Origin of the sequence: Streptomyces sp. NPDC008121 (assembly GCF_042957155.1) — a bacterium.
GTDB lineage: Bacteria > Actinomycetota > Actinomycetes > Streptomycetales > Streptomycetaceae > Streptomyces.
This window is the reverse complement of record NZ_JBIBHT010000002.1, coordinates 331516-353839: the sequence shown is the minus strand read 5'-3', so window position 1 is coordinate 353839 and position 22324 is coordinate 331516. Positions and strand designations below refer to the sequence as shown.

8 protein-coding genes are annotated in these 22324 nt (G+C 75.1%); 1 reads left to right on the top strand and 7 read right to left on the bottom strand.

The genetic code is table 11. The annotated features are described in order from the left end of the window. Window positions 1-313: 313 nt before the first annotated feature. The 6 genes from ACFZBD_RS07140 to ACFZBD_RS07115 all read right to left on the bottom strand — a co-directional run bounded on the left by ACFZBD_RS07140 (window position 314) and on the right by ACFZBD_RS07115 (window position 18069). Window positions 314-5749 (bottom strand): condensation domain-containing protein, encoded by a 5436-nt coding sequence (locus ACFZBD_RS07140; protein ID WP_391136833.1) that lies wholly within the window; start codon window positions 5747-5749, stop codon window positions 314-316. A gap of 10 nt (window positions 5750-5759) precedes the next feature. After that, a complete protein-coding gene (locus ACFZBD_RS07135) occupies window positions 5760-7736 on the bottom strand; it encodes an amino acid adenylation domain-containing protein (RefSeq protein WP_391136830.1) in 1977 nt (658 codons plus the stop codon). Next, on the bottom strand, window positions 7733-8767 hold the full coding sequence (locus tag ACFZBD_RS07130; protein ID WP_391136827.1) for a TauD/TfdA family dioxygenase: 1035 nt from the start codon (window positions 8765-8767) through the stop codon (window positions 7733-7735). The genes ACFZBD_RS07135 and ACFZBD_RS07130 overlap by 4 nt, the downstream gene beginning before the upstream one ends. Window positions 8768-8960: 193 nt before the next feature. Next, window positions 8961-9788 carry an alpha/beta fold hydrolase gene (locus tag ACFZBD_RS07125; protein ID WP_391136824.1) on the bottom strand — a complete coding sequence of 276 codons (828 nt, stop codon included), beginning with the start codon at window positions 9786-9788 and terminating at the stop codon, window positions 8961-8963. Then, window positions 9785-16237, bottom strand: coding sequence for an amino acid adenylation domain-containing protein (locus tag ACFZBD_RS07120; RefSeq protein ID WP_391136821.1), 6453 nt, complete (start codon window positions 16235-16237; stop codon window positions 9785-9787). Before ACFZBD_RS07120 ends, ACFZBD_RS07125 begins: the two co-directional genes overlap by 4 nt. A gap of 332 nt (window positions 16238-16569) precedes the next feature. Next, window positions 16570-18069, bottom strand: a complete 1500-nt coding sequence (locus tag ACFZBD_RS07115; protein WP_391136818.1) for a helix-turn-helix domain-containing protein — start codon at window positions 18067-18069, stop codon at window positions 16570-16572. Window positions 18070-18377: 308 nt separating this feature from the next. Here ACFZBD_RS07115 and ACFZBD_RS07110 point away from each other — a divergent pair, with 308 nt between their 5' ends. Then, window positions 18378-18563: a hypothetical protein gene (locus ACFZBD_RS07110; RefSeq protein WP_391136815.1), complete on the top strand. Its 186-nt coding sequence runs from the start codon at window positions 18378-18380 to the stop codon at window positions 18561-18563. Window positions 18564-18701: 138 nt separating this feature from the next. On the opposite strand, the gene ACFZBD_RS07105 is transcribed toward ACFZBD_RS07110, so the two are convergent. Further along, window positions 18702-22208, bottom strand: a complete 3507-nt coding sequence (locus tag ACFZBD_RS07105; RefSeq protein WP_391136812.1) for a BTAD domain-containing putative transcriptional regulator — start codon at window positions 22206-22208, stop codon at window positions 18702-18704. Between the last annotated feature and the right edge of the window lie 116 nt (window positions 22209-22324).

The following is a 22324-nucleotide window of genomic DNA, read 5'->3' as shown; positions in this document are numbered from 1 at the left end:
GGCAGTCCCCGCGGCAGCTCCGGCCCCCGCCACTGCCGCCCGGAACTGCCCCCCCCGGGGCACGGCGGGCGGGACTCCGGACGACCCGACGGGTGCGCGTCCGCTCCGTTGCACCCGACGGGCCTCCCTCCGCGTGCCGTGCGAGGAGCCGGCGTCAGGACGGCATGCGTACGGGCACGCCGAGAGCCCGCCCGAGGACGGGCGGGCTCTAGGGAGGTGTCTGGCAATTCCCCGCGGCGTCGGTGACCGGCACGCACGCTCGCTGTGTCGGCGTCCGGCCGACGGGGGTCGCCACCGGCCGGTGAAGGTTCCGTCAGCGCTGCGGTACGCGGGTGCCCGCGCGGGTGCGGCGGCGCAGGGCGGGGACCGGCGGAGGGGCGGGGGCGGCCGCGAGCAGGGCGGCCAGGGCGACGGGGGTGGGGTGGCGGAAGACGTCCCGGAGCGTCAGTTCGCGGCCGAGCTCCGCGCGGACCCGGTTCAGTAGGCGCACCGCGAGCAGGGAGTGCCCGCCCGAGCGGAAGAAGTTCGCGTCCGCGGACATCTCCTTGCCGTCGAGGACCTCGCTGAACAGCTCCACCAGCCGGGGCAGCGGACCCCCCGGCGCCGGCGGCGCCGGCGGTTCCTGCCCGGTGGCGGTCACCACCGGCACCGCGTACTCCGGCAGCCGGTCCGCCGCCCACGACTGCGCCTCGGCCTCCGTGACCGAGCCCGTCACCCGGGCCACCAGCCTGCCCTCCGCGAGGGACACCTCGGCGTCCGTGACGCCGGGCAGGCCTTCGAGGACCTGCCGTACGTGCCCCAGGTCGACGCGGTAGCCCGCCACGGTGGCGTACGGCCCACGGCCCGGCCGCCCGGGCCCCTCCGGGAGGACGCCGAGGCGGGCCGCCGGGTCCGCCGCGAAGAGCGCCAGCGCGTACTGGAGGAGACCCGCCAGCCGCTCCGCGCCGGCCGCGCCGTACAGGTCGGTGGCGTACTCAAGTACTCCGTCCAGACCTCCGTGGTCCGCGCTGCCGGTCAGGGCGAACGTCAGATCCGCCTTGGCGGTGTGCGCCCCGAACGGCAGCGCCTCGCCGGCGAGTGGACCGCCCGGCGCGCCCGCCCCGCTCGCACTGTCCGGGTCCGCGTCCTGGTCGACCCGGAGCATCACCTGCACCAGCGGGTGGTGCGCCGACGACCGGTGCGGGTTGAGGTGTTCGACGACCAGGTCGAAGGGCACCTCCTGGTGCGCGTACGCCGCCAGGTCGGCCTCCCGGACCCGTACGAGCAGATCCGCGAAGCAGGGGTCGCCGGATGTGTCGGTGCGCAGGACCAGGGTGTTGACGAAGAACCCGACCAGCTCGTCGAGCGCCTGGTCGTCCCGGCCCGCGACCACCGTGCCCACCGCCACGTCGGGACCGGCCCCGCAGCGGGCGAGGACGGCCGCGAGCGCCGCGTGGACCACCATGAAGAGGGTGCTGCCGGTGTCCCGGGCGATCCGTTCCAGGCCGCCGCGCACGGACGCCGGGACGGTGAAGCCGGTGACCGCGCCCCGCCCGGAGGGCACCGGGGGCCGGTGCCGGTCGGTGGGCAGGTCGATCAGCGGCGGGAGCCCGGCCAGGGCGCGCTCCCAGAAGCCCAGCCGGGCCTCCGGGCCGGAGACGAGCAGGTCCCGCTGCCAGAGGGTGAAGTCGGCGTACTGGACGGGCAGCGAGGCCCAGGAGGGGGCCGCACCGGAGGCCCGCGCCGTGTAGGCCGTGCCGAGGTCGGCGAGGAGGCGCCGCGTCGACCAGCCGTCGGCGGCGATGTGGTGGAGCAGCAGGACGAGGGTCTGCCGGCCGGAGCCGTCGGACGGCAGGAACAGCCAGGCGCGGAACGGCAGGTCGTGCGCCAGGTCGAAGACATGACCGGCCGCCGCGTCCACGGCCGCCGCCGGGTCGGCGGGGAAGCCGAGCTCGAGCGGCGGGCGGGCCCCGTCGAGGACCACCTGGAAGGGCTCCCCGCCCTCGGCCCGGTACACCGTGCGCAGCACCTCGTGCCGCTCGGCGACATCGGCGAGCGCGGCGGCGAGGGCGGCCGGATCCAGCGGCCGGTCGAGCCGCCGGACCAGGGCGATGTTGTAGGTCGCGGAGGGCCCCTCCAGCTGGTCGGTGAACCACAGGCGGCGCTGGGCGTACGACAGCGGGATCCGCTCCGGACGGTCGTCCGCCGGGCGGAGCGGCGGCCGGTCCTCGCCGCCTTCCATGCCGGCCTCGGGAGCGTCGGCACCCGGGTGGCCCGCGGGAAGGCGGTCGTGCAGCGCCTCGGGGGTCGGGGCGAGGAACAGGTCCCGGATGCCGATCCGCACGCCCAGCACCTCCCGGGCCCGGTTGACCAGCTTGCTCGCGAGCATCGAATGGCCGCCGGTCCGGAAGAAGTTGTCGTCGGCGCGCACCTCGACCCGGCCGAGGATCTCCGCGAACAGGCCGCACAGCAGCTCCACCCGGGGATGCCGGCTCCCGGCGCCGCCGCCCTCGGCCCGCTGCCGCGAGGCCGCTCGTGCGGCCGCGGCCTCGGCGGCGACCCGTGCCGCCTCGGCGAGCCGCTCCCGGCGGACGGCGAGTCCGGCCGCCTCGGCCCCGGTGAGGAGGCCGAGCGTGCTCAGGGGCCGGGCGGGGTCGGTGGCGAAGGCGGTGAGCGTACGGGCGTACACGTCCAGGAGCAGTCGTGCCGTGTCCTGTTCGAAGACGTCCTCGGCGTACCCGAGGAGCAGCCGCAGGCCGCCGTCGGGCTCCGGGGCGCAGTGGACGCTGAGGTCGAACTTGGCCGCCCCCAGGTCGACGGTGCCGGCCCGGGCGGTCAGCGGGCCGAGCCGGGCCACGTCGTCGCCTGCACCGGGGGAGGCGACCGTCAGCATGACCTGGAAGAAGGGGTGTTCGCCGAGGGCCCGTCCGGACGCGCCGGTCAGCCGCTCCACCAGGACGTCGAACGGCAGGTCCTGGTGGTCGAAGGCGGCCAGGTCGACGTCCCGTACCCGGTCCACCAGGGCCGCCGCCGTCGGATCACCGGACGTGTCGGCGCGCAGCACCAGGGAGTTGACGAAGCAGCCGACCAGGTCGTGCAGCGCCTCGTCCGAGCGGCCGGCGACCGGGGTGCCGATCGCCAGGTCCTCTCCCGCACCGGTCGCGGCGAGGGCGGCGGCGAGGGCGGCCCGCGCCACCATGAAAAGGCTGGCCCCCCGGTCCCGGGCGAGCGCGGTCAGCCCGCTCCACGTCCCGGGTTCGAGCCGGGCGCCGACGGTCCCGCCGCGGCCGCCGGGCTCGGCGGGCCGCGGCCGGTCGTACGGCAGCGCGGTCCGCTCGGGCAGTCCGGCCAGCGCGGCCCGCCAGTGGCCCAGCAGGCCTTCCGGGTCGGAGAGGAGGTCGCGCTGCCACAGCGCGTAGTCCGCGTAGGTGAGGGGCAGCGGCTCCCACCCGGGTCCGCGGCCGCCCAGGCGGGCGGTGTAGGCCACGTCCAGGTCGTGCAGGAGCGGTTCCAGGGACCAGCCGTCCACGGCGATGTGGTGGACGAGCAGGACCAGCGCGCAGGCGCCGCCGGCTCCGTCCGCGCTCCCCGGGCCGGTGGTGAACAGCCGGGCCCGCAGCGGCACCCCGTCGGTCACGTCGAGCGGCGTACGCCCGAACCCGGTGACGGCGGCGTCGAGTGCGGCCGCGTCGGCGCACCGCACGGTCTCCAGGCCGAGGGAGAAGTCCTCCCTGACGAGCTGGTACGGCTCGCCGTCCACGTGAGGGTAGGCGGTGCGCAGCACCGGGTGCCGCGCGATCAGGTCGGCGAGCGCCGCGCCCAGCGCCCCGGCGTCGGGCTCCCCGTCCAGGCGCAGCACGACGGGGGCGTTGTAGGTGGCCGAGGGGCCTTCGATACGGGCCAGGAGCCAGAGCGCCCGCTGCGCCGCCGACAGCGGCAGCCGGGCCGGACGCTCACCCTCCGGCACCGGACGCGGCGCGGACCTGGCGGCGACCCCGGCCCCGGTCCCGTCTTCGGTTCCGTCGGTGGAGGCGCTCCTGGAGCGGGCCGCCTCCGTGAGCCGGCGGTGCAGGGCGGCCGGGGTGGGCGCCAGGAACAGGTCCCGTATGCCCAGTTCGAGCCCCAGGACGGACCGGACCCGATTGACCAGCCGGCCCGCGAGCATCGAGTGCCCGCCCGTCCGGAAGAAGTTGTCGTCGGGCCCCGCCTGCGCGCGGCCCAGCACCTCGGCGAACAGCCCGCACAGGATCTCCTCCCGTGGGCCGCCCACGTCCCGGCGCCCCGGACGCGCCGCCTGCGTCCCGGGCCGCTCGGCCGCCGCCGCAGTCGCCGACCGCGCCACGGCCAGGGCCTCGTGCCGGGCCGCCAGCCCGGCCCGCTCCTCGGCGGTGGTCAGCGACAGCGCGCCGAGCGGCCGGTCGGCGTCCCGGGCGAAGGCCTCCAGAGCCCGGACGAACAGGTCCAGGAGAAGCCGCGCGGTCGACGCGTCGAACAGGTCGACGGCGTAACCCAGCGCGAGGTCGAGCCCATCGGGGGAGCCGTCCGGGGCCGTGCCCTGGGCGCAGGAGAAGGTGAGGTCGAACTTGGCGGCCCCCAGGTCGGCGGTGCCCGGCCGACCGGTGAGGTGCGGCCCGAGCGGGACCGTGCCGGCGCCCTCTGCGCCGTCGACGGTCAGCATCACCTGGAAGAGCGGGTGATGGCCGAGGGACCGCTCCGGAGCGAGCCGCTCCACCAGCAGCTCGAACGGCAGGTCCTGGTTCTCGTACGAGGCCAGGTCGGCGTCCCGGACCCGCTTCAGCAGGGCGGCGGCGCTCGGATCGGCGGAGAGGTCCGTCCGCAGCGCCAGGGTGTTGACGAAGAACCCGACGAGTTCGTACAGGTCCTCCTCGGGCCGCCCGGCGACCGGGGTGCCGATCACCAGGTCCTGCCCGGCCCCGGCCGCCGAGAGGGCGACCGCGAGCGCCGCCCGTACCGCCATCGGCAGGGTCGCCCGGTGCCGCCGGGCGAGGGCGAGGAGTGCCCGGTGGGTGCCGGCCGGGACCCGGACCGTGAACGTGCCGCCGCGCCCGGAGGGCTCGGCCGGGCGAGGCCGGTCCGCGGGCAGGGCCGCCACTTCGGGGGCCCCGTCGAGGTGCCGCTTCCAGTGGTCCAGCTGCTCCGCCGCCAGGCTCTCGGGGTCGTCGGGGTCACCGAGGAGTTCCCGCTGCCACAGGGCGTAGTCGGCGTACCGGACCGGCAGGGGCTCCCACGCGGGCGCCCGGCCCGCGAGCCGGGCGCGGTAGGCGGTGTCGAGGTCACGCAGCAGGGGGCGTACGGACCAGCCGTCCGTGGCGATGTGGTGGATCAGCAGCACCAGGACGGAGCCGTCTCCGCCCCGCGCCTCCGGACGTCCGGCGCCCGGCCCCTCGGTCGGCCCCTCCGAGGTGAACAGGGCGACCCGCAGGGGGAGTTCGCGGGTCACGTCGATCGGCTCGCGGACGAACGCCGCCACTCGCGCCTCCCGTTCGGCGGCCGGGCACCGGACGACCTCGGGCGGCGGGACCGCGCCCGCGCCCCGGACCTCCTGCCGGGGCTCGGCGTCCGGGCCGGCCGGCAGGACGGTGCGCAGCACCTCGTGCCGCTCGACCAGATCGGCGAGGGCCGCGCCGAGCACCGCCGGATCGGGCGTCCCGTCCAGGTGCAGCACCACCGGGGCGTTGTAGGTGGCGGATGGGCCTTCCAGCCGCCCGAGGAACCACAGGCGGCGCTGGGCGAACGACAACGGGGTCACGGTCATGTCCTCAGGCGTCGTGGGCTGCGACGAGCCCGTCGATGTGGGCGGCGAGGTCCCGCAGCCGCGGGTTGGCGTAGACGGCCTTCACCGGCAGGGCCACGCCCAGCTCGGCCCGTACCCGCGACACGAGCTTGATCGCGAGCAGCGAATGGCCGCCCAGTTTGAAGAAGTTGTCCTCGGGGCCGATGGCCTCGGCGCCGAGCACGGCCGTCCACACCCCGGCGATCAACGCCTCGGAGGCGGACAGTCCGTCGCCGGCCGACGTCGCTCCCGGCCCGGCGGGCCCGGATCCGGAGCCGGTCGGGGAGTCCGGCCCTGCGGGCCGCGGGGTGTCCGCCTGCGGCGGTTCGGGCAGCGCCGTCCGGTCCAGCTTGCCGTTGACGGTCGTCGGGAAGCGCTCCAGGGGGACGAGGACGGCGGGCACCATGTACGCGGGCAGGGCGGCGGCGAGCCGCTCCTTGAGGGCGGCCTCGGTGACGGGCCCGGTGGCCCGGTAGTAGGCGACGAGGCCGGGCGCGCCGTGCACGTCCTCGCGCAGGACGACGGCGGCCTCGGCGACCGACCCGTGGGCGGTCACCGCCGCCTCGATCTCGGGGAGTTCGATGCGGAAGCCGCGCAGCTTCACCTGGCCGTCCGCCCGGCCCAGGTAGCCGAGCCGGCCGCCGGGAAGGACCCGCACCAGGTCGCCGGTGCGGTACATGCGCCCGCCCGGCTCGGCGTCGGGGCCGAGGTCGGCGGTGAACCGCTCGGCGGTCAGACCGGGGCGACGGCGGTATCCACGCCCCACGCGCGGTCCCGCGAGGTACAGCTCGCCCACACCGTCCTCGCCGACCGGCTGGAGCTTCTCGTCCAGGACGCGCATCCGCAGACCCGGCAGGACGGCGCCGATGTGCGGGGCCGCGGCCTCCCCGGCCGCGGTCTCGATCCAGCCGGCGGTGGCGTCCACGGTGCACTCGGTGGGTCCGTAGAGGTTGACGGCGCGGACCGCGCCGGTCGCGGCGAGGGCCGAGATCCGCGACCACAGGGCCGGGCTGATCGCCTCCCCGCCGATCAGCAGCGTCAGGGGGCCGGCGCCGGGGCCCGGGTCCCCGTCGGCGCCGAGGAGTTCCAGCAGCGGGTCGGCGTGCGAGGGGGTGAGGTCCAGGTCGGTGAGGGCCTCGTCCGCCACCAGCGCGGCGAGCAGCGCCGGGTCGGCGCGCGTCTCGTCGTCGATCATCACCAGCGTGTCGCCGCGGCAGACACGGGTCCACTGCTGCACGGAGGCGTCGAACGAGGGGGAGGCGTTCCAGCCGACCCTACCGCCCTCGGTCACGGCGATGCCCGCCTCCTCCAGCTCCGCGAGCAGCCGGGAGGCGGCCTCCCGGCCGATCTCGACCCCCTTGGGGCGGCCGGTCGAACCGGAGGTGTAGATGACGTACGCCAGGGTGTTCCCGGTCACCGGCGCCGGCCGGTACGCGGGGGCGGACGAGGTGGCGGTGGAGGCCGTGCCGTCGGCGAGCAGCTCCGCCAGGTCCAGGTGCGGGACGCCGGGCGACAGCGGCATGTCGTCCGGGCCGCCGCCCAGGGCGACGACGGCGTCGGCGCCGGAGTCCTCGACCAGATAGCGGCGCCGGTCGGCGGGAAGCCTCGGGTCGACCGGGAGATAGGCGGCGCCCGCGGTGAGCGTACCGATCAGCGCGGACACCAGTCCCGCACCGCGCGGCAGGCAGAGCGCCACCACGCTCTCGGGGCCGACGCCGAGCGCGGCCAGCCGGCCCGCGATCCGCATGGCGTCGGCGCGCAGCTCGTCGAAGGTCAGCTCGCGGTCGGCCGCGACCACGGCGGCACGGCCGCCGGGGACGGCGGCCAGCCGGTCCAGCAGGTCGGCGGGAGCCGGCCGCACGGCGGCGCTGTCGGCGCCGGTGTCGGCGGTGGCAGGGGGGAAGGCGGGGCCGAGGGGGGTGCGGGCGCGCTCGGGCAGGACGGCGGTCATGGCGGTGGTCACTTCCCGAAGACGGTGGTGGACGGCTGGGTGGCGGGGGAGCAGTCGGCGAGCGCGACCGGCTCGCCCATGGCGACGAGGATCTTCCGGTCGCCCTTGAACGCCTCGCGGCCGTGGGCGCACAGGATGTTGTCGACGAGCATCAGGTCGCCGCGCTGCCAGGTCTCCCGGCGCGTCACCCGGTCGTAGACCTCGTTGACGGCGTCGACCTCGGCGTCCGTGAGCCGGGTCCCGTCGCCGAGGTAGGTGTTGAACGGCAGGCCGTCCTCGCCGTACGTCTCGACGAGCACGTCACGGACGTCCGGGTCGAGGGTGCGGCTGTTCCAGAAGGCGAAGTGGTTGAACCACACCCGCTCCCCGGTCACGGGGTGCGTGACGATCGCCGAGCGGCGCTGCCGGGTGACGAGGGAGTCGTCGTCCGGCCACTCGTAGCCGATGGTGTTCTCGTCGCAGTACGCCTCGGCGACCGCCTTGTCCTCGGTGGCGAAGGTCTTGTACCAGGGCAGCCCGGCCAGTTCGGAGTAGTTGCGTACGAGCAGCCAGCCGGCCCGCTCGAAGCGGGCGCGCAGCTCCGCCGGCAGCAGCCGCAGGGCCTCGCGCATGTCGCCGACGGTGGTGGCCCCGCCCTCCTCGGGGGCGGTCACGCAGCCGAACAGCAGGACGCCGGGGAAGTCCAGCGTGTAGCTGTTCTCGTTGTGCAGCCGGATCGGCTGGGCGGCGGGCAGATCGGTGGACGAGAAGACGCCCTCGCCGAAGTCGGTGCGCGGGGTGGCCTTCTCCTTGTAGCCGGCGCGCTGTTCGATCAACGCGTCACGAGCGGTGGCGAAGGTGGCCGCGTCGGTGACCGGCAGGCCGCGCAGCAGCACCGCGCCGGAGCGCCGCAACTCCGCCTGGATCGCGGCGCGGTGGGCGGTCAGCCAGGCCGCCGCGGCGGCGATGTCCGAGTGGCCGGGGGTGACCAGGACGGCCGGCTTGCCGGGCTCGCGGATCACGGTCGGGTCGGTGGAGACGGGGGCATCGGCGTAAGTCGTCATCGGAACAGTCCTCTGCTGCGGGAAGAGCACGGAAGCGGATCGGAGGCGGAGCGGAAGCCGGTCGGTAGCCGGTCGGAGACGGAAAGGGACGCGAACGGCGTACGGGCCGGGCGCGGAAGCGGGTACGGAGGGAGTACGGGCCGGGTCCGGGAGCGGGTCCCGGTCGGGCGGCGCGGCGGAGGCGGAAACGGCGTCACACGGCGGTGGTCGCGAGCGCCGCCGCGACGGGCGGGGCGCCCGCGGCGGTCCGTTCGCCACCGTCCAGTACGCCGCCGAGCAGGGCGAAGAAGCCCGGGAGCTGCTGCTGGAAGTAGAAGTGGCCGCCGGGCAGGACGTGCGCGGCGAAGCCGGCCTCGGTGATCTCGGCCCACCGGTCGAGCGCCGCCACCGGCACCACCGGATCGGCGTCCCCGCCGATCACGGTGACCGGGCAGGAGACCCGGGCGTCCTCGACGGGGCAGCGGTACACGTCGTCGATGGCGAAGTCGGCACGGATGGACGGGATGATGATCTCGCGCAGCTCGGGCTCGTCGAGGATGCCGTCGTCCGTCCCGCCCCGCTCCTTGATCGCGGCGACGAGCTGGTCGTCGTCGAGCCGCTCGGGGTGCACGGCGCTGGGGTTCTCCAGGAACGGCGCCCGGCAGGCCGAGGCCACCAGGGCGCGCGGCGCCCGGCCGGCGGCGGTGAGCAGCCGGGCCACCTCGAAGGCGACGAGCGAGCCCATGCTGTGCCCGAGGACCACCAGATCCTCGCCCAGGTCGGCGGGGAGCGCCGCCGCCACCGGGCCGGCCAGGTCGGCGATGGTCCGGGGCAGGTCCTCGGCGAAGCGGGCGCCCCGGCCCGGGTACTGTCCGATCAAGAGCCGTACGTCCTGCGGCAGATGGGCCCGCCACTCGGCGTAGGCGTGGGCGTTGCCGCCCGCGTGCGGCAGCACGAGCAGCGCGGTCCGCTGCGGGGCCTCGCCGGGCAGGTCCCAGACGATGTCGTCGGCGTGGGGGAGGGGCGCGGTCCGGTCGGTCATGAGGTGATCCGTTCCTGGTCGGTGCGGCGGCGCAGGGCGGGCCTGGCGCGGCGCGGCTTCGGGGTGGTCGTCGCCGCCCGCGCGGACCGGTCGTCGAGGTACGCGGCCAGCCGGGCGGGCGTGGGGTTCTGGAACACGTCGCGGAGGGTGAGGCGCAGGTCGAGCGCGGAGCCCAGGCGGTTGGTGAGCCGGGCGGCGAGCAGCGAGTGCCCGCCGAGGTCGAAGAAGTCGTCGTCGAGCGAGACGGGCGCGGACGTGCCGAGCGCCTCGGCGAACGCCGTGCACAGGGTCCGCTCCAGCGCCGTACTCGGTTCCCGCCCCTCCCCGCCGGCACCGGCGCCGGCGTGCGGTGCGGGCAGGGCGCGTTTGTCGATCTTGCCGTTGGGGGTGAGGGGGAGGCGGTCGAGCGGTACGACGAACGCCGGGACCATGTGGTCGGGCAGCCGTTCCCGCAGCCACAGCCGTACCTCCGCCGACGACGGCTGCCCGGTCGCCGGGTCGGAGGCGACGACGTAGGCGATCAGCTGCGCGGTGCCGTGGCGGTCCGGTCGGGTGGTCACGGTGGCTTGGGTGAGGTGGGGGTGGGTGGTGAGGAGGGTTTCGATCTCGGTGGGTTCGATGCGGAAGCCGCGGATTTTGATCTGTGTGTCGGTGCGGCCGGTGTAGTGGAGGTTGCCGTGGGTGTCCCAGTGGGCGTGGTCGCCGGTGCGGTAGAGGCGGGTGCCGGGGGGTCCGTAGGGGTGGGGGATGAAGCGGGTGGCGGTGGTGGTGGGTTGGGCGAGGTAGCCGTGGGCGATGCCGTGTCCGGCGAGGTAGAGCTCGCCGGTGGTGCCGGGGGGTACGGGTCGGAGGTGGTCGTCGAGGACGTAGGCCTGCTTGTTGACCAGCGGACGCCCGATGGGCACCGAGGGCAGCGCGGGAGCCGCCGGGTCCGGGTCCAGGGTGTACGTGGTCGTGAACCCCATCGACTCGGCCGGACCGTAGCCGTTGACGATCCGCAGCTCGGGGAAGCGCTCGTGCAGCCGCCGCGTGTGCGTCGGGGAGGCGGGTTCGCCGCCGGTGTGGACGGTGTGGGTGGTGGTGAAGGTGTCGGGGTGTTCGTCGGTGAGGTAGTTGAAGAGGCTGGAGGAGAGCTGGAGCATCGTGACGCGGTGGCGGGGGGCGAGGTCGGCGATGAGGGCCGGATCGGGTCGTTGTCCGGGGTGGAGGACGGTGGTGCCGCCGTGGAGGAGGGCGCCCCAGAATTCGAGGGAGAAGGCGTCCCAGGAGACGGGGGAGCACTGGAGGAAGACTTCCTCGGGGCCGAAGGCGCAGTGAGTCTGGTGGGTGAGGGTGGAGGTGAGATTGCGGTGGGTGGAGAGGATCCCCTTGGGGCGCCCGGTCGATCCGGACGTGAACATCACGCACGCCGGGTCCTGCGGTCCGGGCCGCACCGGCAGACCGGTCCGCGGCTGCCCGGACACATCCGTCTCGTCCAGCGCGACCGCCGCCCACGGACCGGCCAGCCGTCCGTTCTGCCCGCCCGTCGTCACGAGGGTGGTCAGGCCGGCGTCGGTGGCGGTGCCGGTGAGGCGTTCGTCGGGGAACTCGGGGTCGAGCAGGGCGTATCCGGCGCCGGTCTTCAGCACGGCGAGGATGGCGACGGCCAGGTCGGGGGAGCGGTCCAGGAGGATGCCGGCCAGGTCTCCGCGGCCCAGGCCGGTGGTCGTACGCAGGTGGTGGGCCAGCCGGTTGGCGCGGGCGTCGAGCCGGCCGTAGGAGAGCCGGTCCTCGCCGAAGATCACCGCGGTCGCGTCCGGGCGTAGCCGGGCCTGTTCCTCGAAGCGCTCGGTCAGCGGCCTGTCGTCCGCCCCGACGTCCCGTACCCCCGCCCACTCGCCCAGCACCTGGAGCAGTTCGCGGTCCGCCATCGGCTCCAGCTCGGACACCCGGAGGCGAGGAGCCGACACGGCCTGCTCCAGGACGCGGTGCAGCACGCCGACCATCCGCTCGACCGTCGCCCGCTCGAAGACGTCCGCGCTGAAGAGCACCGTGCCCGCCAGACCGTCCGCGCCGGGGCCGCCGTCCGCCGCACCGGTGCGCAGCAGGAACTCCAGGTCGAACTTGACCGCGCCGGTCACCACCGGCTCGGCCGCGCCCGCCCGCACCCCCGGGAAGTCCGGGGCCGGCGCCGGGCCGCGCTCCACCGCAAGGCACACCTGGAACAGCGGATGCCGGGCCAGCGAACGCACCGGATTGACGGCCTCCAGGACGAGATCGAAGGGCACGTCCTGGTGCGCGAACGCGTCGAGGTCCGTCGTCCGCACGCGGCGCAGCAGCTCCCGGAACTCCGGATCGCCCGAGGTGTCCGTACGCAGCACCAGCGTGTTCACGAAGAACCCCACAAGACCGGTCAGATGCTCCTCCGAACGCCCCGCCACGGGCGACCCGAGCGGGATGTCGGTGCCCGCACCGAGCCGGGTCAGCGCGGCCGCGAGCGCCGCCTGCACGACCATGAACGGCGTGCACCGCTCCCTCCGGGCCAACTCCGACACCTGACGGCCCAGTTCGGGACCGAAGTCCACCTCCACGGCCCCGCCGCGCTGCCCGGCCACCGGAGGCCGTGGCCGGTCGTGGACCAGCCCCAGCTCCTCCGGCAGCCCGGCCAGGGCCTCACGCCAATACGCCAGTTGCTCGTCCAGCACGGGTCCTGCGGACGCGGACCGCTCCCACAGCGCGTGGTCGGCGTACGCGAGCGGCAGCGGCGGCCAGTCCGGCTGCCGGCCGGAACGCCGGGCCACATAGGCCTCGGACAGGTCCGCGAACAGCGGGCTCAAGGACTGCCCGTCCGTGGCGATGTGGTGGAGCAGCACCAGCAGGACGGCCGACGCGGGTCCGGTACGCAGTACGGTCACCCGCAGCGGCGCCTCGGCCGCCAGGTCGAAGACGTGCCCGGCCGCCGCCCGCACCGCCGCGTCCACCTCCTCCGGGGCGACCTCGCGGACCGTGAACGACACGTCTCCGGCCGGATCCACCACCTGGTGGGGCTCGCCGTCCGTGACGGCGATCCGGGTCCGCAGCGGTTCGTGACGCTCCGCCAGGTCGCGGAACGCGGCGCGCAGCGCGGTCACGTCCAGCGGCCCGTCGAGCCGGACCGCCATCGGCACGTTGTACGCCGTACCGCCCGCCTCCAGCCCGTTCACCAGCCACAAACGCTGCTGCGCGAAGGAGAGCGGCAGCCGCTCCGGCCGCCGGCCCGGGGCGGTTCGCGGCGGCAGCGCGGCGCGCTTCCCGGTCCGGTCGGCGAGGTGCGCGGCCAGCCGGGCCGGGGTGGAGTGGCCGAAGACCTCACGCAGACCCAGCCGGGCGTCCAGGGCCGAGGCGAGCCGGTTCGCCAGCCGGGCGGCGAGCAGCGAATGCCCGCCGAGCTCGAAGAAGTCGGCGTCCGCCGACGGAGCCCCGGCCAGGCCCAGGACCTCGGCGAACTCGGCGCAGACGATCTCCTCCAACGGGGTGCGCGGCGGCCGCCCCCGATCCGACGCGTCCGGAGCGGTGGGCTCCGGCAACGCCCGCTTGTCGATCTTGCCGTTGGGGGTGAGGGGGAGGCGGTCGAGCGGTACGACGAACGCCGGGACCATGTGGTCGGGCAGCCGCTCCCGCAGCCACGTCCGGACGGCGGCCGGCTCCGGCACGAGCCCGTCCGGCCCGGCCGTCACGTACGCGGTCAGCCGCCCTTCCCCGTACGTCACGGTGGCTTGGGTGAGGTGGGGGTGGGTGGTGAGGAGGGTTTCGATTTCGGTGGGTTCGATGCGGAAGCCGCGGATTTTGATCTGTGTGTCGGTGCGGCCGGTGTAGTGGAGGTTGCCGTGGGTGTCCCAGTGGGCGTGGTCGCCGGTGCGGTAGAGGCGGGTGCCGGGGGGTCCGTAGGGGTGGGGGATGAAGCGGGTGGCGGTGGTGGTGGGTTGGGCGAGGTAGCCGTGGGCGATGCCGTGTCCGGCGAGGTAGAGCTCGCCGGTGGTGCCGGGGGGTACGGGTCGGAGGTGGTCGTCGAGGACGTAGGCCTGCTTGTTGACCAGCGGACGCCCGATGGAGACGGTCGGCGGCACCTCGCCCCCGCTTCGGGGGACGGTGTGGGTGGTCGTGAACCCCATGGACTCGGCCGGACCGTAGCCATTTACCACGGTGATGTGCGGCCAGGCGTCCTGGAGGGCCCGGATGTGCGTCGGGGAGGCGGGTTCGCCGCCGGTGTGGACGGTGTGGGTGGTGGTGAAGGTGTCGGGGTGTTCGTCGGTGAGGTAGTTGAAGAGGCTGGAGGAGAGCTGGAGCATCGTGACGCGGTGGCGGGGGGCGAGGTCGGCGATGAGGGCCGGTTCGGGTCGTTGTCCGGGTTGGAGGACGGTGGTGCCGCCGTGGAGGAGGGCGCCCCAGAATTCGAGGGAGAAGGCGTCCCAGGAGACGGGGGAGCACTGGAGGAAGACTTCGTCGGGGCCGAAGGCGCAGTGGGTCTGGTGGGTGAGGGTGGAGGTGAGGTTGCGGTGGGTGGAGAGAATCCCCTTGGGACGCCCGGTCGATCCGGACGTGAACATCACGCACGCCGGATCGTCCACCGTCAGCGCCACCCCGAGCCCCGACGCGGGCATCGCGGCGATCTCCACCCCCTCCGCGTCGGTGCGTACGGTCGACCACCGCCCCGACACCCGCTCGGCGTACCCGGCGGTCGTCACGAGGGTGGTGAGGCCGGCGTCGGTGGCGGTGCCGGTGAGGCGTTCGTCGGGGAACTCGGGGTCGAGCAGGGCGTATCCGGCGCCGGTCTTCAGCACGGCGAGGATGGCGACGGCCAGGTCGGGGGAGCGATCCAGGAGGATGCCGGCCAGGTCTCCGCGGCCGAGGCCGGCGGTCGCGCGCAGGTGGTGGGCCAGCTGGTTGGCGCGGGCGTCGAGCCGGCCGTAAGAGAGCCGGTCCTCGCCGAAGATCACCGCCGTGGCGTCCGGGCGTGACCGGGCCTGTTCCTCGAAGCGCTCGGTCAGCGTCCTGTCGTCCGCCCCGACGTCCCGTACGCCCGCCCACTCGCCCAGCACCTGCCGGGACTCGTCCTGGTCCAGCAACTCCACCTCGGCCAGGGGGCGTTCCGGGGTGGCCAGTACGGTGCCGACGAAGCGGACGAAGCGGTCCTGGTGCGCGGCCACCGTGGCCGTGTCGCAGGTCTCCGGCGACGCGTCGAAGTCGATCCGCAGCCCGTCCTCGGGGCCCAGGTCGTAGACCGCCACCGCCAGGTCCTCCACCGGCCCGTTCCCCAGATTGTGCTGGGTGGTGGGCACACCGAAGAACCGCATGCCGGGCGCGAACGCCATGATGTTCACCTGCGGGGAGGCGGAAGGCCTGCCCGTCGTGCCGGCCCCTTCGGTGCGCGCGGGCGTGGCGGCCGACCGGCCGGGCTCCGCTGCGCCGCCCATCTCCTCGAACCGGGTCCGCTGCCGGCGCAGGCCCTGCCGGGTCTCGCTGACGACGGACTTCAGCAGATCGGCCAGCGTGGCCGTGGCCGGCACCGGCAGCCGCAGCGGGATGATGTTGGACGCCATGCCCGGGGTGCGCCGGGCCGGTTCGGTGGTCCGGGCGGTCACCGGCAGGGCGAGCGTCAACTCGTCCTCGCCGCTCCCCGAGGCCCGTCGCACATACGCGGCGACCAGCGCGATCACCATCATCGTCCACGGCGCCCGGTGGGCGCGGGCGGTCTCCCGGAGCCGCTGGGCGTACGGAGCGGGCAGCGTCACCGTCCGCCGGACGAACGGCAGGGACCCCTCGGGGACGGGCTCGGAGCGGCCGCCGCCGATCCGCGGGGACGGTGCCATGCCCGCCAGCCGCTCCCGCCAGTACGCCCGGTCCGCCACGGCGTCCTCCGACGCCCGGTAGGCGGCGTCCTCGGCCAGCAGCTCGGCGAGCGAGCCGAAGGGGCTCGGGCCCCACGGCTCCCCGGCCTCGGCCTGCGCGTACAGCTCGACCAGCCGGGCGTCGAGCAGGGCGAGACCCGCTCCGTCGATCACCAGATGGTGGAAGCCGTGGAAGTAGAACCACAGCTCCTCACCGGCCTTCACCAGCGCGTGGCGGGTCAGCCAGTCCGAGGCCAGATCGAAGGGCCGGGCCAGTTCCGCCTCCATCCAGGCCCGCGCGGCGGCGGCCGGATCGTCGGCGCCGCTCACGTCCACCTGCGTCAGCTCCTGGTCGCCGGGCTCGGCGTGCAGCTCCTGCCAGGGGCCGTCCTCGTCGGCGCCGATGCCCCGGATCCGCAGGGCGTCGGTCTCCACGACCAGTTGCCGGAAGGCGGCCCTGACCAGCTCCGGATCGACCGGCCCCCGCATCTCCCGGTACTCGCCGACGTTGTAGCGGCGGCCGGAGGGGTCCAGCGCGTGGGCCAGCCAGATGTCGCGCTGGGCCGCCGACAGGGGCAGCCGTACAGACGCCTTGGGGGACATGCGGGCGCTCCTCGGGGGACGGGGTGGGCACGACGGAGGTCGGTACGACGAGAGGCGGTACGACGAGAGGCGGTACGAAGGAACGCGGCCGGGACCCGACGCTGTTGCCGGGACCGAGCCTGGCTCCGGGCCGAGCCCGGCCGCCGAGTCGGGCCTGGCCCCGGACCGAACCCGGCCGCCGAGTCCGAACCCGGCCGCCGTGACCGAACCCGGCCGCCGTGACCGAACCCGGCCGCCGGTTCCGGCCGGGTGGCCGGCCCTTCCGGCGTACGCCCATCCAATCCGCGCCGCCCGGTCCGGGGCGGCAGTTCTTCCGGTGCTTCAGGAGCAGTTCAGACGGCGGCAGTTGCCTGCGGCGCGGACACTGCCGCAGCGGGCAGCAGCGCGCGTACGAGCGGGGGCACCCGGAAACGGGAGGCGCCCTCCTCGTGGGCCGCCCGCACCAGGCCCGACAGGAGCAGCTCGCGCAGCAGCCGACCGCACTCGGGCAGGCTGCGACCGGTCAGCGCCGCCAGCGCGGGGAGCGCCACACCCGCGTCGGCGAATCCCGCACCGGCACCCGCACCGACGCCCTGGGCCGACGTGGTGGTGCACAGCGCCGTCAGCAGGGCGCGCTGCTCGGCCGGCAACCGGTCGACGCGGTCGCGCAGCGAGGCGCGCAGACGGTCGTCCCGTCCTCCGAGATGGTCCAGGAACGCCGCCGGGTCCGCTTCCAACGTGTCGCACAGCGCCGCCAGATCGGAGACGACCAGCCAGGACGCGGCGGCGGACAGTGCGCCGGGGTGCCCGTCCAGAAGGCGGCAGATCCGCACCGCCCGCTCCCTGTCGGCGACGGCCGAGGCCGCCGGTCCGGGCCGGACCCGCCGTACCTGATCCAGGAACATCCGTACGGCGGGCTCCCGCTCCTCACCGAGTCCCCCCGGCCGCCCGGGCTGCCCGGAGCCACCGCTCACGCTCCCGCCGCCCGCCTCCCCGGCACCGCGCGCGCCGCCCTCGGCGACGGGGGGCGCGGGCAGGGGGCACAGCAGGAACAGCCGCTCGCCAGGGGCCTGCCAGGGTTCGTCCGAGGTCACCAGAAGGCGCAGCCCCGGCACCTCGTGCAGCAGCCGGGTCAGCCGGTCGAACCGCGGCGCTCCGGCCGGCGCCCCGTCCAGCACCAGCAGCACCGGACCCTCCCCGAGCATGACCGGACCTTCACCGCCCAGGCCCGCCGGCCCCTCGGCGGGGCGCCCCGCCGCCGCCCCCGTACGCGGGTCGCGGCCGGGCTCGTCCCCGTACAGCCCGCACACCCACCGCTCGGTGAGTTCCGTCCAGGGCCCCGGAGCGGTGGGTACGTACTCGCGGGCCGCACCGGGAAAGGCGTGCCACAGGACCGGCATCCCGGAACCGTGCAGCGCCGAGGCCACCGCCAGCGCCACGCGGGTCTTGCCGACGCCGGGGAGCCCCACCAGATGGGTGAGCCGCTCGGCGCCGTCCGGCGAGAGTTCCCGGACCAGGGTCTCCGTCTCCGTGCTCCGGCCGAGCAGCGGCTGGGGGGCGTCCGGCGGCGCCGGGGGGCCCGCGGTGACGCCGACGGCCCTGCCGAGCTGGGCGGCCTCCTCCAGGGCGGCCCGGGCCCGCGGCCCGAGGCGCAGCGCGTCCGCCATCAGCCGCACGGTGTCCGTGCGGGGCCGTCTCGCCCGGCCGTGCTCCAGGTCGCGGATCGCCCGGACGCTGATGGTCGACAGGTCGGCGAGTTCCCGCTGCGTCAGGCCTGTCCGCAACCGGTGCGCACGTATCAGCGCGCCGACCTGCGTGTCCTGGACGGAACCGGCCGTGAGGGCGGAGTTCATGCGTGCTCCTGGGGGGTGTGAGGAGTGACAGGTCCCATCCTCGGGAGCCGGCTATCGCGCCCCCATCGCCCTGCCGTCCACCGAGCCGCTCACCGGCCCCGCGCGGTCGACCCGGGCCGCGGCACCGCTATCACGGGGGAGCGGTCGACCCACCACCCCGGCTATCCCCGGATGCCCGGCGTGGCGGCGTGATAGCTGCGTGATAGGAGCGGGGCCGGTCCGGGGATTCCGGCCGTTCCTAGCGTGGTGCCCACGAAGAAGGAGACGCCCCGCAGCCCGGCGGGACGCCCCTACCGAAGGGAAAAACCATGGCTCTCGCCCACGCCCTCCGCGCCGCCGTCGTCACCGTCGCCCTCGCGGGTGCCGCTCTGCTCGGCGCCCAGGCGGCCCTGGCCGACGAGGGCACCCCGACGGGCGGGACCACCGGCTCCTCCTCGACGCAGCAGACCACGCCGACCCCGACCCCCTCCAGCGACAACAACCCCTGGGACTGACCGGCCGGCGGTCCACCCCGCCCGGCCCCTGACCGCCCGCACCCGCCCCCACGGCCCGGCGCCCCCACGGCCCAGCCGCCGCACCCGGCCCTAGCGCCCCACTGGCCCTACCGCCCCACCGTTGATCCGCCCCGCCGCTCAGCCGCGAGCCAGCAGCCGCTGCGCCTCCGCGAGTTCCGGTTCCATCCGGCGGTCCTGGAATGCCCGCACCGCACTGTGCAGCAGGTCCCGCGACCGGCTCCGGTCACCCGGGCCGTCGTCCGCTTCGAGCAGCCGCGCGAGGTCCAGCCGGACCATGGCCGCTCCGCCCTGGTCCATGATCTGCTCCCGGATGGTCAGCGCACGGTCGAGACAGTCCCGAGCCGCCGCCGTCTGCCCCATTCCGGCGTGCGCCAGGCCGAGATCGCGCAGCAGATGCCCTTCCCCGATCACGTCCCCGCTGTCCCGGCACAGCTCGAGGACCTCCGTGAACGTCCCGACCGCCCGGCTCAGTTCGCCCTGCCGCTGCTGCAACTGCCCCGCTCTGCGCAGGGTCCTGGCCTGACCGCCGGTGTACCCGACCGACCGGTAGATGCCCAGGGCTTCGTCCAGCCGGCTCTGCGCCGCCGCACTCTGCCCCCGCAGCATCCAGATCTGCGCGCTCTGGGTGAGCACGATCGCCCGGCCCACCACGTCACCGGCGAGGTCGAAATCCCGCAGGGCACGGTCGTACAGCTCCAAGGCCTGGTGCTCACGGCCGCGGAAACGTTCCAGCAACGCCAGGTCGCGATGACACAAGGCGAGTCCCTGCCGGTCCTCGATCTCCGTGAAGAGCCCGAGCGCCGTGGTCAGCGCCGCCCGGGACTCCTCGTGCTGGCTGCGGCTGAGATAGAGCGAGCCCAGCGACGCCAGGACGGCGGCGCTGCCCCGCTTGTTCCCGGCGGACCGGGCGGCGCCCAGGGCCACCTGGTGCGTGCGCTCCCAGTGGTCGAGATAGCCGCGCGTCTCGAAGAGCGTGACCAGGGTGGTCGTCAGGTCCCAGCACACCTCGTCGAGCTGCTCGGCCGCCGCGTGCTCCACCGCCTGCACCAGGTTCGCGTGCTCGCTGTCCAGCCACTCCAGGGGATCGGCGAGCAGCTCGTCCACATGGTCCGCGGGCGGGAGCCAGCGCGGCGCCGAACCGTGCAGCACGGTGAAGTCGCCGCCGTAGATCCGCCGGTGGGCCTCTTCGGCCAGCGCCATCCAGCCGCCCATCATCCGCCGCAGCGCCGCCGACTGAGTGGCCGGATCGTCGTGCGCGGTGAGCTGCTCCCGGGCGAACACCCGGATGATCTCGTGGAAGCGGTACCGGAACCCTCCGGTGGACTCCATCCCCACCACGTCCAGCATCTGGACGTCGACGAGCGGTTCCAGCAGGTCCGAGGGGTAGGGACGGCGGTCGTCGAGGAGGGCGCCGGCCAGCCAGCCGGGCAGGCTCGGCCCGCGGGCGAGGCTGAGCAGCCGCAGGAGCCGGCGGTCGTCGGAGCCCAGCCCGTCGTGGGTCAGCGACAGGCTCGCCCGCATCGTCATCTCGCCGTGCGTCAACTCGTCCAGCCGGTGCCGCTCGTTGGCCAGCCGGTGCACCATCGAGGCGAGGGTCCAGTGCGGACGGGCCGCCAGCCGGGCCGCGACGATCCGCAGAGCCAGCGGCAGCCCGCCCACGGTCCGGATGAGCGCCTCGGCCGCGACTCGTTCGCCCTCCACCCGCTCCTCGCCGATCACCCGGACGAGGAGCTCCATGGCCTCTTCCGTGCCGAGGACGTCCAGCTCCACGCGGTGCGCGCCGGGCAGCCCGGTCATCCGGACCCGACTGGTGACCAGCACCGCGCAGCTCCCGGCGCCCGGCAGCAGGGGACGGACCTGGCTCTCGGACGCGGCGTCGTCCAGGACGACCAGCACCCGGCGGGACCCGAGCAGCGTGCGGTACATCTCCGCCCGCTCGTCCAGGGAGTCGGGGATGACGGGACCGGGGATGCCGAGGGCGCGGAGGAACCGGCCGAGGACCTCGGCCGCGGTCGCCGGGGCGCCGCTGGTGCCGCGCAGGTCGCAGTAGAGCTGCCCGTCGGTGAAGTGCTTCTCGCCCGCCTGGTGGGCGATGTGCGTGGCCAGGGTGGACTTGCCGGTGCCCGGCTTGCCCACGATGACGACGAGGCCGACGGCCCGGCGCTCGCCGGTGCCCAGGAGCGTCTTCTCGATGACCGCGATCCGCCCCTGGTGCCCGACGAAGTCGGCCGTGTCGGCGGGGAGCTGGCGCGGCACGTCGGCGGGGGACGCCGGTATCGGAGCCCCGGCCGCGACGCCGGTGGCCGAGTGACGCGGGGCCGACTCCCGTACGGAATCCCGTACGGGCTCTCTTACGGGCTCTCTTACGGGATCCCGTCCGGGCTCGCGTACGGAGGGAGCCGCGGGAGCGCCGGTCAGGCGTGCGACCTCGCCGTCGGAGCCCGGCCCACCCGGGCCGCCATGACCGGTCGGCGCGGCGACGGCCCCGGTGCCGTGGCCCGTACCGGTTTCCGTACGAACGTCGGCACCGGCACCCGTACGGTCGGCCGCGTCGAGCCCCCCGCCCCGCCCGGACCCGACGGAACCCGACCCGAATCCGGAACCCGACCCGTCCCCGGACCCGGACCCGGACCCGGACCCGGACCCGAGCATAAAGCCGGGCCCCGGCGCGAATCCCGGCCCAAACCCCGACCCGGATCCGAGCACGAAGCCCGGCCCCGACCCGCGCGCGAATCCGCCCGCGGAGCCCGGAGCCGCGACCGCGACGGCCGGTGCCGAGACGCCGGAGCCCTGGATCCGGCTTCCCGCGCCCGCCGACCCCTCCCGCGGGCCGGTCCCGTCGGCGGCGGCCCGGTCGGAAGACGGGCCCGGTCCCGGGTTCGTCGCGGGACGGGCCCGGCCGGCCGCGCCCGGCCCCGCGAGCCGGGGCGGCGGGACCTCGCCGGCGAGGATCGCCGACTCCAGGTGCCGCAGCTCCTCGCCCGGTTCGAGCCCCAGCTCGTCCACCAGGAGCTGTCTGCCGACGCGGTAGACGTCCAGGGCCTCGGCCTGGCGCCCCGAGCGGTACAGCGCCAGCATCAGCCGGCCGCGCAGCCGCTCCCGTAGGGGATGCTCGTGGACCAGCAGCTGGATCTCCCCGACCAGCTGATGGTGCCGCCCTAACTCCAGCTCCAGATCGATCCGGTTCTCGGCGGCCGTCAACCGCTCCTCGTCCAACTGCCGGGCCTTGCTGCGCAGCGTCTCGCTGGAGATGCCGCTCAGGCAGTCCCCCTGCCACAAGGCGCCCGCGCCCCGCAGCAGTTCCACCGCCTCGGCCGCGCCGCCGGGCTGCTTGCCGCGCAGCCGGGCGTCGGCGATCCACCGGCCGAACAGGACCGCGTCGACCGAGCCGTCCTCCGTCTTGAGGACGTAACCGGGCGGCCGGGTGGTGATGGCCGCGGCCACCTCCTCCTTGCCGAACAGCTTCCGCAGGCGGGAGACACAGATCTGCACCTGCGTCCGGGCGGTGTCCGGCGGCTCGTCCTCCCAGATGAGATCCACCAGATAGTCGGTGCTGACGACCCGGTTCGCCTCCAGCAGGAGGGCGGCCAGGATGACTTCCTGACGCCCGGGCGGAATGCGCACCTGCCCGTTCGGACTGTGCACATGGAGCGGTCCGAGGATCCGGAAGGCCACGGTCTCAGGAGCGAAAGGTCTCCCGCCGGGCGGTACGTCCACTGTTTCTCCCCGCAAGGAACACG

Bases quoted from the DNA above. Each gene is read 5' to 3' on its own strand.
- ACFZBD_RS07125 (WP_391136824.1), bottom strand. From the start codon at position 9,788: ATGACCGACCGGACCGCGCCCCTCCCCCACGCCGACGACATCGTCTGG.
- ACFZBD_RS07115 (WP_391136818.1), bottom strand. From the start codon at position 18,069: ATGAACTCCGCCCTCACGGCCGGTTCCGTCCAGGACACGCAGGTCGGC.
- ACFZBD_RS07110 (WP_391136815.1), top strand. From the start codon at position 18,378: ATGGCTCTCGCCCACGCCCTCCGCGCCGCCGTCGTCACCGTCGCCCTC.
- ACFZBD_RS07120 (WP_391136821.1), bottom strand. From the start codon at position 16,237: ATGTCCCCCAAGGCGTCTGTACGGCTGCCCCTGTCGGCGGCCCAGCGC.
- ACFZBD_RS07130 (WP_391136827.1), bottom strand. From the start codon at position 8,767: ATGACGACTTACGCCGATGCCCCCGTCTCCACCGACCCGACCGTGATC.